This window comes from Pelagicoccus mobilis (genome assembly GCF_016595505.1).
GTDB lineage: Bacteria > Verrucomicrobiota > Verrucomicrobiia > Opitutales > Opitutaceae > Pelagicoccus > Pelagicoccus mobilis.
On record NZ_JAENIL010000011.1, the window covers coordinates 74246 to 89726 of the forward strand.

Annotated in this window: 11 protein-coding genes; all 11 read right to left on the reverse strand. The window is 55.1% G+C overall.

The window, feature by feature from the left end; all coding sequences use genetic code 11:
* Nucleotides 1–5: 5 nt before the first annotated feature.
* On the reverse strand, nucleotides 6–1619 hold the full coding sequence (gene malQ / locus JIN87_RS07445) for a 4-alpha-glucanotransferase (protein ID WP_200354914.1): 1614 nt from the start codon (nucleotides 1617–1619) through the stop codon (nucleotides 6–8).
* A gap of 261 nt (nucleotides 1620–1880) precedes the next feature.
* Nucleotides 1881–4616 (reverse strand): TonB-dependent receptor, encoded by a 2736-nt coding sequence (locus tag JIN87_RS07450; protein ID WP_200354915.1) that lies wholly within the window; start codon nucleotides 4614–4616, stop codon nucleotides 1881–1883.
* A 479-nt stretch (nucleotides 4617–5095) separates the two neighbouring features.
* Complete coding sequence (locus tag JIN87_RS07455) at nucleotides 5096–6949, reverse strand: glycoside hydrolase family 13 protein (protein WP_200354916.1); 1854 nt, start codon at nucleotides 6947–6949, stop codon at nucleotides 5096–5098.
* Between the two features lie 234 nt (nucleotides 6950–7183).
* A complete protein-coding gene (locus JIN87_RS07460; protein ID WP_200354917.1) occupies nucleotides 7184–8572 on the reverse strand; it encodes an alpha-amylase family glycosyl hydrolase in 1389 nt (462 codons plus the stop codon).
* A 270-nt stretch (nucleotides 8573–8842) separates the two neighbouring features.
* Nucleotides 8843–9358 carry a fasciclin domain-containing protein gene (locus tag JIN87_RS07465; protein WP_200354918.1) on the reverse strand — a complete coding sequence of 172 codons (516 nt, stop codon included), beginning with the start codon at nucleotides 9356–9358 and terminating at the stop codon, nucleotides 8843–8845.
* Between the two features lie 380 nt (nucleotides 9359–9738).
* Nucleotides 9739–10083, reverse strand: coding sequence for a hypothetical protein (locus JIN87_RS07470; RefSeq protein WP_200354919.1), 345 nt, complete (start codon nucleotides 10081–10083; stop codon nucleotides 9739–9741).
* Complete coding sequence (locus tag JIN87_RS07475) at nucleotides 10080–10289, reverse strand: addiction module protein (protein WP_200354920.1); 210 nt, start codon at nucleotides 10287–10289, stop codon at nucleotides 10080–10082. Before JIN87_RS07475 ends, JIN87_RS07470 begins: the two co-directional genes overlap by 4 nt.
* Nucleotides 10290–10474: 185 nt before the next feature.
* Nucleotides 10475–11389, reverse strand: coding sequence for an AEC family transporter (locus JIN87_RS07480; RefSeq protein WP_200354921.1), 915 nt, complete (start codon nucleotides 11387–11389; stop codon nucleotides 10475–10477).
* Between the two features lie 41 nt (nucleotides 11390–11430).
* Nucleotides 11431–11889, reverse strand: coding sequence for a GNAT family N-acetyltransferase (locus tag JIN87_RS07485; protein ID WP_200354922.1), 459 nt, complete (start codon nucleotides 11887–11889; stop codon nucleotides 11431–11433).
* Between the two features lie 41 nt (nucleotides 11890–11930).
* The gene (locus tag JIN87_RS07490; protein ID WP_200354923.1) at nucleotides 11931–12767 is read right to left on the reverse strand and encodes an LpxI family protein; all 837 of its coding nucleotides are present in this window, start codon (nucleotides 12765–12767) and stop codon (nucleotides 11931–11933) included.
* Between the two features lie 121 nt (nucleotides 12768–12888).
* The gene (leuS, locus tag JIN87_RS07495) at nucleotides 12889–15459 is read right to left on the reverse strand and encodes a leucine--tRNA ligase (protein ID WP_200354924.1); all 2571 of its coding nucleotides are present in this window, start codon (nucleotides 15457–15459) and stop codon (nucleotides 12889–12891) included.
* Nucleotides 15460–15481 lie beyond the last annotated feature (22 nt).

The following is a 15481-nucleotide window of genomic DNA, read 5'->3' on the forward strand; positions in this document are numbered from 1 at the left end:
AAAACTTATAGGGTAGAGTGTTCCTGCTTCTTTGGTTCAGGAAAGTCGAGAGGGGCGGGAGCAGGCGGGGCACTGTAGTCGCGCTGCACTTTGTCGTCAATGCGGTGGTAGCGATTGTTCAACTCTCGGAAATGGGCGGGCAGATCCTCTGTCATGTGCTTGAACGTTTCCGGGGAGAGCCTCCACTGCCAGTTTCCGATGGAGGTTCCTGGGCAGTTCATGCGGGCCGAGCTACCGAGTCCGAGCAAGTCCTGGACGGGAGTGATGACGAGTCGGGCGACGGAGGCGAGAGCGGCTTCGACGATCCGGTCAGCGGTTGGATTGTCGTGCAGGTTGAAGTAGTCGAAATTGCACTTTCGGTTTTCTCCCTCGAGAGAGTCGAGCCAGCCTTGGGTTGTATCGTTGTCGTGGGTACCGGTGTAGACGACTTGGTTTTTCTCGAAGAAGTGAGGGAGGTTGACGTTGTTGTCGTCGTGCCCGTATCCGAACTGCATGATTTTCATGCCTGGATATCCAGTTTCCTTGCGGAGGTTGAAGACGCGTTCGTTGATGTAGCCCAAATCTTCCGCGATGAACTTTGCGTTTGGTATGGCGCGTTCGATCGCGTAGAAAAGTCCGATGCCAGGGCCTAATTCCCACGCCCCCTCTGATGCGTCAGGAGCGTGGGAAGGTACTACCCAAAAATCTGCGAATCCACGGAAGTGGTCGAAGCGTAGGACGTCGAAAAGCTCGAGGCTGGAGCGGATGCGTTCGATCCACCATTTGTATCCATTTTTCTCGAGGTGTTTCCAGTCGTAGAGCGGGTTGCCCCAGAGCTGACCTGTTTCTGAAAAGTAGTCGGGTGGTACGCCTGCCACCGAATCGAGGTCGCCGTCGGCGTGTACCAGGAAGTTTGAGCGACGGCTCCAGACGTCGGCGCTGTCGAGGGCTACGTAGATCGGAATGTCTCCGACGATTTCGATTCCCTTGGCGTTGGCGTACTCTTTGAGCCGCTTCCATTGATGGAAGAAGACGTATTGGTAGAAGGCGTGTCGGGAGCGTTCTGAGAGTTCGGCTGGGCTGAGCTTGATCTTGGCGACCTTCTGGGGATCGCGATACTCTTGCGGCCACTCGACCCATGAGCGTTGGCCGAAGCGGGCTTTGAGGGCCATGAAGCTTGTGTAGGGGTCGAGCCAATACGATTGGGACTCGTAAAACTCGTGGAAGGATTGCCCCCCGTTTAGGGCGAAGGTCTGGGGATCGAAGCGGCGATGGGCTTTGGCGAGGATGCCCCAGAGGGTATAGTAGATCTTGCCGTAGTCGACGCGGTCGGTGGGGAGCTCGCGGAGTCCTGAGATTTCCTCTTCGGTGAGGAGCTCCTGCTCGACGAGCTCGTTTAGGTCGATGAAGTAGGGGTTGCCAGCGAAGGCGGAAAAGGATTGGTAGGGCGAATCTCCGTAGCCGGTAGGTCCGACGGGGCACACTTGCCAATGGGAGAAGCCGGCGGCTGCCAGAAAGTCGACGAAGCGTCGGGCGCCTTCTCCGAGGTTGCCGATGCCTGTATCGCTCGGGAGCGAGCTCACGTGAATGAGAGCGCCGGATTGGCGGGCTTTGAGCCAACTGGGGGAATCTAGCGACATGGTTGCAGTTTGTAGAGAGTGATGATTACAGGGTTTTGGGACGAGTGGCGGAGTCTGGTGCTCGACGCTCTGTCCGGGCCGCCCCGCCAGCGTGCGGGGCGACTACAGATCGGACAGGTCTCAGTCCTATTTGGAAAGTGAAATGACGGCCGCTTGATCCGTGCAAAGAGGGATTGTGTGCGAACCGCCAGGTTCTCTACGAGGTAGAGGAGGACGCTGCCCGGGAGGAGTGAGCCTCCCGGAGCAGCTGGTTAAGAGTTTTTAGTATTTGTAAGAGAAGCCAACGGAGTACTGGGCTCCGTAGAGCTGGTAGTCTTGTACCAGGCGTGGGTCGCTGTCGCCTTGGGTGGCGAAGAGCGGCTCGTCGGTGAGGTTGTAGCCTTGCAGCGTGATGCTCGCGCCTTCGAGGGCTCCGGACTTGAAGTTGTAGCTAACCTGAGCGTCGACCACGGTTTCGGACTGGAGGCTGCGGAACACTTCGCCGCGAGGGCCGAAGGTGGCGATGTCGCCGCGGAACTCGCTACGGTAGCGGGAGCTGAGGCGAGCTTGGAAGCCGTTCTCGTTCTCGTAGTAGATTGTTCCGTTGATGACTGTGTCGGACAGACCTGGGATCGGCTGTGAAGGATTGCCGAGGTCTGGCTGAATGGAGCTGTCTACGTAAGCGCCGCTGAGGATGAGACCGAAGCCCTTGAGGGAATCGCTCATGAACTCGCCAGGAACGGAGATGGTACCTTCGATACCCTTGATGCTGCCGCCGCTACCGTTTTGTGGAACGGTGAGGTAGCCTTCGTAGATCGCTGGAGTGAGGTCGGAACCTGTTTCGAATCCAGTGAAGTCGGAGAGGATCGGCTGGTCGTATGTGTAGCTGCGGAGGTCCTTGTAGAAGCCGTTGATGGCCCAGAAGCCCATTCCCTTTTCGAAGTACTTTTCGTACGTGAGGTCGAGGGAGTTCGAACGCCATGGCTCGAGGGCTGGGTTACCGCCGGAGCCGCTCCATGGGCTTTGCTGCGGGTCAGTCGAATCCGCGAGACGCTCATCGAAGCCGTAGTTGGAACCGGCACGCATATCGACCATCTCTTGACGGGCGAGTTGGCGGGCCGCGCTGAAGCGGACGTTGCTGCTTTGGCCTACTGCGAAGTTGAGGTTCAAGCTAGGAACGAAGTCGTCGTAGTCGTGCTCGCCGGTCTTCTCGAAGGTGGTCTGACCGTTGGTGGCGAGGCCGCGAGAGGACTGGTCTGTCTGTACGTACTGAGCTCCGATGGTACCTGTGACGGGGATGTCTGCGATACGGCTTTGGATGTCGAACTGAGCGTAGGCTGTGTAGACGTCTTCGCCGATGGCGTAGTTGTTCGCTACATACGCTGGATTGTCGTTGGCAATCTCGTCGTAGTATCCGCTTTCGTAGAGAGCGCGGGCGTCATAGCTGACCATCCCTGGGATGCCGATGAAGGCGAGGGAGGTGGTGCCGATGGAAGGAGGCAGATCCGCGCTAGTCGCTCCGTTTGGCAGGGCGAGGAAGAAGCCTTCCGTGCCGCCAGGACCGGCTTCGATTTCGCTCTTGTCACGGCTGGTGTAAGCGAGGCCGCCTTCGAAGCGATTGAATACGCTTGGGAGTTCTTTCTCGAGGGAAACGCGAACCTGCTCGAGTTTGTCGTCAGCCTTTGGTCCCTTGAAGAAACCGACTTGGCCGCCAGGAACGGTGCCTGAGGCCCAGCCCTGCGGGCTGGTGAGTTTGACCGCGTCGTGGTCAGCGTAGTCGAGAGTCGGAGTGAAGATCGCTCCGGTGCCTCCTTCGAGGGAGTAGTGTACGGAGTCAGGTGTGCCGCTTTGGTTGGACGCGTAGCCGGAGTAGGTTTCCAGTACGTTGTCCTTACGGTCGACTTCTGACATGGCGAGGTCGGCTTCGAAGATCCAGCCGTCGCCGCCGTTGTCGCCTACGCGGATGTTCCATCCTGCGGAGAAGAGGTCGGCGTCGCGCCAAACGATGTCGTTACGCATGACACCGTAGAAGTTGTCGAATGTACCTTCTGTCACGAGTCCGTCTTCAACGGTGTATCCGTCCTGCAATTGCGCGGAGGACCACTGGAGCGGCATTTCGATGCCACGGAGGTACTGGTTTTCCGTGAACTCGGAGTAGAAAATGTCGATCATGGAGTGGACATTTTCGTTCGGCTGGAATTCAGCGACACCGAGGAAACTCTCGCGCTCTAGGTTGGAAGAGCGTACGAATGGCTTAGCTCCACCGAGAACGTAGTCGCCGTCTCCGGTTGTTGGATACCCCCAAGCGTTCCATTGCTCGCCTTGCCCTGGCTTGTCTGTTTTGACGTAGCCGAAAGCGATGCCGACCTTCCCCTCATTGAGCTGGTCGATGTAGTTGAGTGAGTAGCGAAGGCCGGAGTCGTCGGACTCTGGGTTTAGGTTGCCCATGTCTGCCCATTCGTAGAAAACGTTGGCAGCGACGGTCTTCTTGCCGTGCTTGAGCGGGCTAACGGTCCGCATGTCGACGGTACCTGCTAGGCCTTGGCCGAGAAGAGATGGGTTGGTTGTCTTATAAACTACGACTCCATTGAGGAGTTCTGCAGGGTATTGGTCGAACTCGACTGAGCGGTCTCCACTTGTGGATACCTGCTGGCGTCCGTTGAGAAGCGCTGTACTGAAATCGCCGCCGAGGCCGCGAATGACGATACGCTGTGCACGTGAGTTGACGCGCTGTGTAGTGATACCGGGGAGACGTGCGATAGACTCCGCAATTGAAGTATCAGGAAGCTTGCCGATGTCTTCCGCTGAGATCGCTTCCACGATCACCGGAGCGAGTCGTTTCGCTTCGGTCGCAGCAGCGAGACTGCCAGCGTATCCACCAGTTACTTTGAAGGCGTCGAGTTCGAAGATGGCTTCGTCGTCATCTTGCGAATGGGCAAACGGGCTTGTGGCCAGGCCCAGCAAAAGCAGGGCGGAGGCGGTGACGCGTGAAGCCCGGGTTTTGGTGTATTTATTCATATCCGTGTATTCTAGACGTTTGACAGAGTGTGCCTACGGAGCGGGGTATAAAGGTAGCCGTTCCATGCTGTTTGATATAGGTCAGCGGTTGGGCACGTTTGGGTTAGCGGTATTGCAGAAAACGCCATCGATGGCCGGTCGGGGTATTTTCTGGAGTGTTTATAATGTCGCTCAAAATCGTTTCTATTTCCAACCGTATCTGTCGCATAAAACTGATATCGGTAGGACAAAACTTAGATTAGGGAGTTTTCCTCTGTTGGGATTTGGGGGCTGGGTAAAAGTCCTTATTTGGATGCTATAAGCCATTGATAGTTAGAAATAAAAAGACGACCCCTAGTTACGTAAGGTACTAGGGGCCGTCTGATCTTAGAGAAAAGTGGGACTGATTAGTGGATCGAACTTGGACCGTTTTTCTTTCGATATAGTGATGTTGTTTGGTTAACGAAACTAATCTATAAAAGGGTCTTGTATTTGGATTTCTAATTCGAAAGCTCCACGAGCAACGCGGTCTTGGCGGGGATGCGAATCGTGTCTGAAAGGTCGATCGATTTTCCGTCTGGAGCGATCTCGGCGCTGCTGTAGTTGTCGAGTACTTCTGCGAAGCGATCCACTGGAAGTTGGGCTTCTTCGTCTCGACCGTTGATGGCGATCATTACGGCCTGATCTTCGAGAATGCGGAAATAAACGAAGGTGTTTTCGTCGGGCATGAACTGGAGGAGTTCTCCGTCGTGAAGAGCTTTGTTTTCTCCGCGCCAGTGGTTGAGCTTTTTCATGTAGGCGAGGATTTCGTTTTCCTTATCCGTACGTCCTTTTTTTGTGAATACGCTACGCTCGTCGTCGGGCCAACCGCCCGGCATTGTTTGACGCCATGCTTCGTCATCTCCACCGCGGTTTTCGTGTTCCATCATTAACTCTGTTCCGTAGTAGACCTGTGGAATGCCGCGAGCTGTGAGCAGGATGGAGTAGGCAATTTTGAAGAGGTTTTCGTCTTTGCCGAGATGTTCGAAGGCGCGCGACATGTCGTGGTTGTCGATGAAAATCACGTTGTTGTTCGGATCTGTATAGAGGCGATCCTGAGCGAAGGTGTAGTAGACTCGGCTGAGTCCTGTAGTCCAACCGAACTCTTCTTTGAGTCCGTCGCGAATGGCGAAGCTGAGAGGGAAGTCGGTTACGCTGGGTAGCTCGGAGTCGTACCCGTCATCTGTTTTAACTGCATTATCTTGCCAGTAGGATTCGTGGGCGACGGTTTCAACCCAGACTTCGCCGACGATGTTGAAGCTCGGATAAGCGGCGAGTACTTCTCTGACCCAGCGTGCCATGTAGTCTTTGTAAGGGTACAGGTAAGTGTCCATGCGAATGCCGTCGATTCCGGAAAACTCGATCCACCAGATGGAATTTTGGATCAAATAGTCGGCTAGCAGCTCGTTATGCTGGTTGAGGTCCGGCATGTAGGGGACGAACCAGCCTTTTACCAAGCGGTTCTTGTCGTACTCGGAAGCGTGCGGATCGCCGTGAATGGTGCCTTTGAAATTCGTGTATCCAAATTCCTCAACATCGTGAACCCAGTCTTTAGTTGGGAGATCCGCCATCCACCAGTGGTCGAGGCCTATGTGGTTATGGATCATATCCATGATGACTTTCATTCCTCGGTCGTGAACGTCGGAAACGAGTTGCTTGTAGGCCTCGTTGGTTCCGATCCGAGCATCGACTTTGTACATGTTGGAGGCCGCGTAGCCGTGGTAGCCACCGTACTCTGGAGGCGAGTTGTTCTCGAACATCGGGGTGAACCAGATGGCGGTCATTCCGAGGTCATCGATATAGCCGAGGTGATCCGAGATGCCTTGGATATCACCGCCTTGGCGTTTTGTTGGGTCGCTACGGTCGACCTTTTCGGTGAGACCTTCGATGTTGTCGTTGTCCACGTTTCCGTTGGCGAAGCGGTCTGGCATCATGAGGTAGATCAGGTCGCTGGAGTCGAAGCCTTGGTTGCGGCCTTCGGTGGCTTCACGCTGCTTGAGCTCGTAGTCTAAGGTGAAGGATTCGTCGCCGTTGCTCAGATTGATCGCTAGAGTGCCGGGTTGAGTCTCAGGCGATAGCTCTAGGTAAAGGAAAAGATAGTTGGGGGAATCGACTGCGATCTGTCGGGCGATGGAGACTCCGGGAGCGTCGATTTCGGCCCTGTAGCTTCCGATATCTTCTGCGTAGAGTTGGATCTGCAGTTCCGATACAGGCATGTTGGCCCACCAGAATGGAGGGTCGATGCGGTCGATGTTTTTACCGAAGGTGAGGGTTGTCGCTACGACGGCGGAGAGAGCGATGAGTAATTGTTTCATACTTCTTGGGGGTAGGTCGCTGAAAAGGGGTGTGCGCCTCGTTTGGGGGCTTAGGCGGGGTATAGGTTTAGAGTTAAGGGAACTGTTGCTAAGGGCCCGACTCAAAGCTTGGACAAAGCTAAGCTGGGTAGGACAATTCTTAGAAACCCGTCGTAGCACGGTGCTTTAGCCCGCGTAAACCTGGCGATGTGGACGCGGGCTAAAGCTCCGCGCTACGGTATCGTCTTGCGGCCTCTACTCTTTCTCACGCACGAAAACTTCGAACGCCCAGGGCTCGAGGCTGATCTCGCAGGTATTTTTGAAACGGTTCTTTTGTCCGGAGAAAAAGGATCGATAGACGTTGCCCATCTTCGAACAGGCCGCGGTGCAATGAACGGATTCGTTGGAAAGATTCGCGAATACGACGACTTGCGAGTCCTTATTCTCTCGGCGGAAAGCGAAGACCTTTTCGTTTGCAGTAGTTGGGATGCGGACGAGTTTCGCACCTGTGCCATGCAGGGCTGATACGCTGCGTTTCAGCTCGATGAGTTGGCTGTAGTATTCGCTTTCCGAGAAATCCTTCCACTCGATCGGATCGCGTTCGAAAAACTCTAGTCGCTTGTCCAAGGAAGCCTCTTGGCCGTTGTAGATAAGTGGAATGCCTGGCATCGTGAATGAGAGCAGGTCAAATACGCGCTTGGCTGGCCCCATGCGCTCAGCAGTGGTCCCGGCCCACGAATTCTCGTCGTGGTTGGAGGTGAAGGTCAGCAAGGCTGTACCTTTGGGCATGTAGAGCTTTTCCCGAGCGAGAATGTCGTCGAGATGGGAGGCGGGGGCTTTTCCTTGGGCGATTGCGTTGAAAGCGTGGTGACGTTCCCAGGCGTATGATGCGTGGAAGGCCTCTAGGTTGAAGTCACCTTGGTAGGACTCCGCGAGCATGAAGAAATCCGGCTTGATTTTACGAAGTTGCTTGGAGGCTTCATTCCAAAAGTCAGTGGGAACGCCGGCAGCGAAATCGCAACGATAACCGTCAATATCGTATTCGTTGATCCAGTACGCCATGGCGTCGATCATGGTGGTCCAAAGTTCCTGGTTGTTGAAATCCAGTTGAATGACGTCTGTCCAGTCTGTGCCGTGTGGAGGCATGAAGTTGCCCTCTGGGTCTTTGGCGTAGAAATCTGGATTACTCTTTGTCCAAGGATTTTCCCAAGCGGAATGGTTGGCGACCCAGTCCAGCACGATCTTGAGCCCACGTTTATGGGCAGCCTTCACGAAAGAACGGAAACTCTCCTTGTCGCCAAATTCCGGATTGATGCCTTTGTAGTCTGCGATCGAGTAGTAGCTGCCCAGTGTACCCTTCCGGTTGGTTTTTCCTATTGGGTGAATAGGCATCAGCCAGACCGTTTGTATGCCCAATTCCTGGATACGATCGAGCTGCTTTTCAGCCGCAGCAAATGTGCCTTCTTCCGAGAACTGTCGTACGTTCAGCTCGTAAATCGTATCGTCGAGAATCCACTGGGGAGCGGGCAGCGTTTCTTCGCCGAAGTGGATTTTGTGGGCGTTGGCTGGATTGCCGAAAGTGCAGATTGTAGCGGATACGACGGCTGTAGCCGCGATCAAATGTCGTAGGCGGGGTGAGGTCATTGTGCCGCTAGAATGCAATTGCTGCAGCAAAGATGACACCTCGAAGCCTAGGAAAAATCTGGGGAGCCTTGGAGAAAACTTAGGATGATGAACATGGGTTAGGTTCTTGGCAGTGCGGAGTTTAGGGATAACCAGAGCCTAGGTGGGAGCTGTGATAGGTACTGATTTTCCCTAGGAGGCGCTCCCTCTCTACGTCTGAAGAGTGGGGTTGGCAAGAGAAGCCGAGCATGGCTGCTCGGCTTCATTACTTATAGTTGACCTGGAAATAGGTTAGGCTTCGGGAATGATGACTTTGTCGATGACGTGGATTACCCCGTTGCTCGCCATAATGTCTGTCGCAACGACGTTCGCGTCCTGTACCATAACTGTTCCGTCGTTGATCGCTATCTCGATTTTTGAACCATTGGCTGTCGCCACCTTACCGGCTGCGACATCCTTCGCGAGGACCTTCGCGGGGACGACGTGGTATGTTAGAATGGATACAAGCTTGTCCTTGTTCTCCGGCCTCAGGAGCGATTCGATGGTTCCTTCTGGCAGTGCCGCAAAGGCTTCGTCCGTCGGTGCGAAGACGGTGTAAGGACCTTCGCCTTGAAGCACGTCAACGAGGTCAGCGGCTTTCACTGCTGCTACGAGAGTTGTGAAGTTTTCGGCCGAGGCGGCTACGCCGACGAGATCCTGTTTGGCCTTCTTCGACTTGTATCCGTAGTTGCCGGCTGTTGCGAAACTCGCTGCGATTACTCCAGCGAGGCAGATTGCTAAGAATTTGATTGGTGTTTTTGTGAACATGTTTCCTCCTGATTGTGTGTGTGGCGACGGTCGCACGAACTGTATTTGAACATCGCTTTGGGGAGGGAACGCTACTTCTGAACAACTGATTGGACTCGATTCGACCTTGAGAGCCCATTCGTTTGATCCGAAAGTTGTTCGAGTGGCTGTGGCATTAATCAGGAGAACCAATCAAATATCGTGATATCCGTTCCAATCGCTCAATCAACCGCAGATCCGCTGCACCAACGTGGCTCTGTTGCCCTGGCTGCTTTTATGTACCCCATCCAGAATCTTGGTGTATCTTCCTGCTGGAAGTGGTTATTTAGATAATTCTGATCGAACTCTGGTGGAGAAAGCCGGTTGAGGCTTAAAACGGGTGAGTGGCTTAGCTTTCATGTTCAGGTTATGCCTCTTCCGCTGGGAGCATTTGGCCGCTCATCTCTCTCATCGAGAATCGCTCGAATGCCGGCTGGGTTTTGTCTCATGTCAAGAACCGCGACGACACAAGCTAGGTTTGATTCTGTGCTGTAGTAGACTGCGAAAGGAAAACGCTTGAGGAGCATGCGATGGTATCCGAATCGCACGGGATGAACGCCTGCGTGCAGACGCAATGAAGCAATGTCACCCATAGTCGAATCAGTGAAGTATCCACCTATACCTTCTGCTATGTTTTCGTAAAAGCGTTTACCTGCTTTGATATCGGAAATCGACTCATCAAGAAGAGTGACTTCGAATCGCTTCATTCCTCGAGCATACGTTTGGCTTCTTCGATAGAGTAGAATTTTGCTTCCCCAGATTCTATTCTACTTCTCCTTTGCGACAGAACATCTTCATGCCAATTTGGAGAAGCGGGTTCTGTCTTTTCGTGGCATAACGCATCCCAGAGAGCTTCCATCGCTCTAAGTCTTTCTGGGGGAGTCATCTTTTCGATTTCGGTTATGCTCATCATTTTCATCCTAGTCGCTTCGCTTGCTTGCTCAAGCTCATCTTTTTAGGTGATTCACAGGTTACGTTGCCCTGCAACGCTGCCATCAGGCAACGCTGAGGCTGCGTTTGCAGCCGCCCCGTGTTTGGTTCGATCTACTATCTGCGGTACGGCGGTGAGCGCCGACCCTACACAGGACTGACAGCCGATCAGAGCAAGGCTATCGCCAGCACCAGAGACACGATAGAGAGAAGGGTACTGAGTATCACAATGTTTCGTGCCATCACGCCGTCATTGCTTAGCATCTCTGCGAGTACGTAAGAGAACACGGCTGTGGGGCAGGAGAGGAAGATTACCGCGACTTTCAGGCTGGTTGGATCGAGCCCGAGAGCTCTTCCAACAAAGTACCCAAGTAGTGGGCTGAAAGCTACGTTGATTAGGGCGGCGATTGTTGAGAGCCCGATGCGTCCTTTGAGTTCATCGAATTTCAATCCGGCACCAAGTCCAATCAGAGCGAGAGGCAGCGCGATCTGCCCGAGAGCGACGAAGGCCCGGCGAATCATGGTAGGGATTTCCGCTCCGGCTAGGTTGACCGCGAAACCAAGAATGCAGGCGAGGATGAGTGGATTGCGGAAGCCATGCTTCCAGACAGCTTGCAGCGGGTTGTCGCTCTTTTCTTTGGAGTGGAGAATGAGCAGAGCGACGCTCGATGTATTGTAGAAAAGAATACAAATGCCGCTCGTGAACATGCCGAGGTCGAGGCCTTCTTGGCCGAGTGCAAAGTAGACGACAGGAAAGCCGACAAAGGCGAGGTTGCCGCGGTAGCTGCCTTGCACGAACGAACCGATTGAATCGCGTGGGACTTTCAACACCAGCACCAGCAGGTAAGCCAGCACGATTGAGGCTCCGATCACGATGAGCATCGTATAGAGCAACCCAAATCCCGCTTCGCTCTCCAGATCGATCTCGGCGACCTTGTAGAAGATCAGTATGGGCAGGCCCCAGAAGTAGGTGAGGCGATTGAGCTCTTTGAAGAAACCTTCCTGAAAGAAGCGTGCCTGCGAAAGGGCTTTGCCCAAGATGATGAGCAACAGGACTGGGACAATACTTTCGAGGACGATCATGGAATACCGTGTCTATCAGCTTCGAAAGGAGATGCTAGCGTTTATTGGTTACGCTCTGTTTCGAAGAGCTTGTAGTGCGTTTCGTTCATGCCGAGTGATCGGTAGACCGCTTGAGCACCCTTGTTCTCTCTCTCGACATAGAGACGAAAACCGCAAATACGGGAGTCATCTGCGGCGAGTGATTCGACGTAACGGTAAAGTTGGGTGAAGAGTCCTTGGCGTCGTGCTTCGGGGACAACGTAGACGCTTTGTATCCACCAGAACAGACCGTTCCGCCAATCGCTCCATTCAGTGGTGATCATGAGGCTGGCGGCTATTTTTCCGTCCAGTTCGGCAACGAGATAGAACCCGAGCTCGGGATGTTCGAAGAGGGAGTGTACGCCTTTTCGAATCGTGGCGGGGGCGAGGACCTTGCCCTCCGTCTCGAGAGCCATGGCGATGTTGAACTCGGCGATAATAGCCGCGTCTTCGGGAGTGGCTCGTCGGATAGTGACTGGCATGATTGGCTGATCGATCGCAATGAAAGATCGTGTCGCGTTGTTTAAAAGCCGATGATCTGGATCTTGTGGCGTTTGGCTTCGGCGAGAATCTTTTCCTTTTCGATCATGATGACGGAGCCGGCTTTAAGGACGGCGGTGCCGATGTTGTGCTCGGCCATGATTTCTAGGGTGCGTAGTCCAAAAACGGGTACGTCGAAGCGGTAGTCTTGTTCGCGTTTTACCGTTTTGACGAAGATGAGTTGGTCGGTTTTGAAGGTGCCTGCTCGCTTGAGCATCGGGTCGGTGCCTTCAAAGGCTTCGACGGCAAGCACTGTACCTTTGCGAACGACGGTGCCTTGGCCGACGTCGAGTCGAGCCATCTCTTGGGCGATCTCGATTCCGTGCTGGATGTAGGTGTCTTCGATCTTGTCGTAGACTTTGGTCATGTGCCCGACCTCGGCCATTTGGTCGTCGATGAAACAACGGGCGTCGAGCGCGGTTTGGCCGTTTGTAGCGAGCTCGTCGGCAATCGCTCCGAAGATGGTGTGGGCGTTCTTGCGTTTGAGCTTAACGAGCAGAGCGGCCGCTTTGACGTCGGGTTTGAGATCGCGAAAGAGTTTGCCAGGTTTTACTTGGCCAGCGGCGATGGTGTACTTGCAGCCGAACTTGCGCAGGGCTTTGAGCCAGGCTCCGACTTTGCCGACGTTGATGACTGCTCGTTTGTCGGCGGGGAAGGTGTCGATAGTTTCCTCTGCGGCTTCGCCGTCGAAAGCGATGAGCCGCATGTCGATGCCCGCGGCGAGGGCTTTCTCCGCGATCAGACGCGGGTAGACGCCGCGCCCGGCGATGAGGCCGACGGGAGCGGTGCGGTCAAAGTCTGGAGGGAGGAAGGTGGACATGGTTTTCTGCCCACGAAGGGCACTAAGGGACACGAAGTGATCGGGTTGTGTTTATCGCGGCACAAGGCCGCTTCCCACATTGAGTTCTTTGTGTGGCTTCGTGGTCTTCGTGGGCGACTAATTAGTTGGCGACGATGTTTAGGATGCGGCCGGGGACGTAGATGACTTTGCGGATGGTTTTGCCTTCTATGTGGCTGGCTACCTTGGGATCCTGTTTCGCGATTTCGAGGACTTCGTCTTGTGTTGCGGTTTTGGATACCTTGGCTTGACCGCGGGTCTTGCCCATGACTTGGAAGACGATGTTGACCTCGTCGGTGACGAGTTTGGACTCGTCGTGCTCGGGCCATGGACCGTGACCGGAGGACTTGGTTTCGCCGAGTCGGCTCCAGAGTTCTTCGCCGATGTGCGGAGCCATTGGTGAAACCATCTGTACGAGCGCCTTAGCAGCGAAGAGGCTGATGGTCTCTTGGCCTTGAAGGTGGTTGACGAGGATCATGAGCTGGGAGATCGCGGTATTGAAGCTGAGGGCTTCGATATCGGCGCTGACCTTCTTGATCGTCTCGTGGAGGACCTTTTCGGTTTCCTTGTCGTCTTGGTAGCCGTCTTTGACCTTTGGATTGAGTTCGCCGTCCTTGCCGACGATCTCGCGCCAGATCTTGTTGAGGAATCTGGATACGCCACCGATGCCCTTGGAATTCCAAGGTTTGCGGGCTTCGAGTGGTCCGAGGAACATGAGGTAGGTGCGGAGGGTGTCGGCTCCGTACTCGTTGACCACGGTGACGGGATCGACGCCATTGCCGGCGGACTTGGAGATCTTCTTGCCGTCTTCGCCGAGCAGCATGCCTTGGTGGAAGAGCTTGCCGAAGGGTTCCTTGGTTGGGACGACGCCGCAATCGTAGAGGACCTTGTGCCAGAAGCGGGCGTAGAGGAGGTGGAGTACGGCGTGTTCCGCTCCTCCGACGTACATGTCGGGTGTTTGCCAATACTCGAGGGCTGCTTGGGAAGCGAGCTCTTCGGAGTTGTGAGGATCCATGTAGCGGAGGTAGTACCAGCAGGAGCCGGCCCATTGTGGCATAGTGTTGGTCTCGCGGGAGGCGCGTACCCATTCTTCGCCTTCTGGCTTGTCGCCGGAAGCTGGGACGAAGGCGCCGGTGGCGTAGTTGTACCAGATCTCCATCCAGTCTTCGGCCTTTTTCAGCGGGCTTTCACCTGTACCAGCTGGCTCGTAGGATTCGACGTAGGGGAGTTCGAGTGGGAGGGAGGAGGGTGGTACTGGAAGCGCGAATACGGTTCCGTCTTCGTCGGTGTAGGTGACGGGCTCTTCTGGGAGCCACTCGGAGATGGCGCCGCTGGCTTCGGCTTTGCGGTAATCTTCCTCGCTTACCCAAGCGATTGGGAATGGCTCGCCCCAGTAGCGTTGGCGGGAGAAGAGCCAGTCGCGGAGCTTGTACTGGGTGGATTCTTCGCCAGTGCCTTCGGCTTTGAGTTTTGCGGTAATCTTTTCCTTGGCTTCCTTCCAATGGAGGCCGTCGAACTCGCCTGAGTTTACGAGGACGCCATCGCCGGTGTATGGGAGCACGTCTTCGTCGCTGCCCTTGATGACCTGCGGGATGGGAAGATTGAATTGCTCAGCAAACTCGAAGTCGCGGGTGTCGTGAGCGGGTACGGCCATGATGGCTCCGGTGCCGTAGGAAATGAGAACGTAGTCGGCGATCCAGACTGGGATCTTGTCTCCAGTAATTGGATGCACGGCGTAGGAGCCGGTGAAGACGCCGGATTTTTCCTTGGCGAGATCGGTACGCTCGAGGTCGGACTTGGCGGCAGCGGCGGTGATGTAGGCTGCGACTTCGTCCTTCTTCTCGGCGACGGTGAGTTTGTCGACGAGCGGGTGCTCGGGTGAGAGCACCATGTAGGTGACGCCCATGAGGGTGTCTGGGCGAGTGGTGTAGATCTCGAGTGACTCGTCCATGCCTTCGAGGGCGAAGCGTGCGGTGGCTCCGGTGGACTTGCCGATCCACTCTTGCTGCATCTTCTTGGTGGATGCGGGCCAGTCTACGAGGTCGAGGTCTTCGATGAGACGGTCGGCGTACTTGGTGATCTTAAGGACGACTTGGCGGAGGTTGCGGCGGACGACTGGGTGGTTGCCGCGCTCGGACTTGCCGTCGATGACTTCTTCGTTGGCGAGTACGGTCTTGAGTTCATCGCACCACCAAACGGGGCGCATGTCGACGTAGGCGAGGCCGCGTTTGAAGAGTTGGAGGAAGATCCACTGGGTCCAGCGGTAGTACTTGGAGTCGGTGGTGTCGACTTCGCGGTCGTAGTCGAAGGAGAAACCGACGGACTTGAGCTGGTTGCGGAAGTGTCCGATGCGCTCGACGGAAGTGGTGCGCGGGTGCTTGCCTGTCTTGATGGCGTATTGCTCGGTGGCGAGACCGAAGGCGTCCCAGCCGATTGGGTGGAGCACGTTCTTGCCCTTGGCGCGTTGGTAGCGGGCGAGGATGTCGGAACCGGTGTAGCCGAGCGGGTGGCCGATGTGGAGGCCGGCACCCGATGGATAGGGGAACATATCGAGAATGAAGTACTTCTCCTTGTCGGAGTCGTTTGAGCAGGCGAAGGTCTTTTCTTCGTCCCAGACCTTTTGCCAGGTCTTCTCGATTTCGCTGAAGTTGTAGTCTGCGGATTTTGTTGCCATGAGGAAAATTGATTGGCCCACG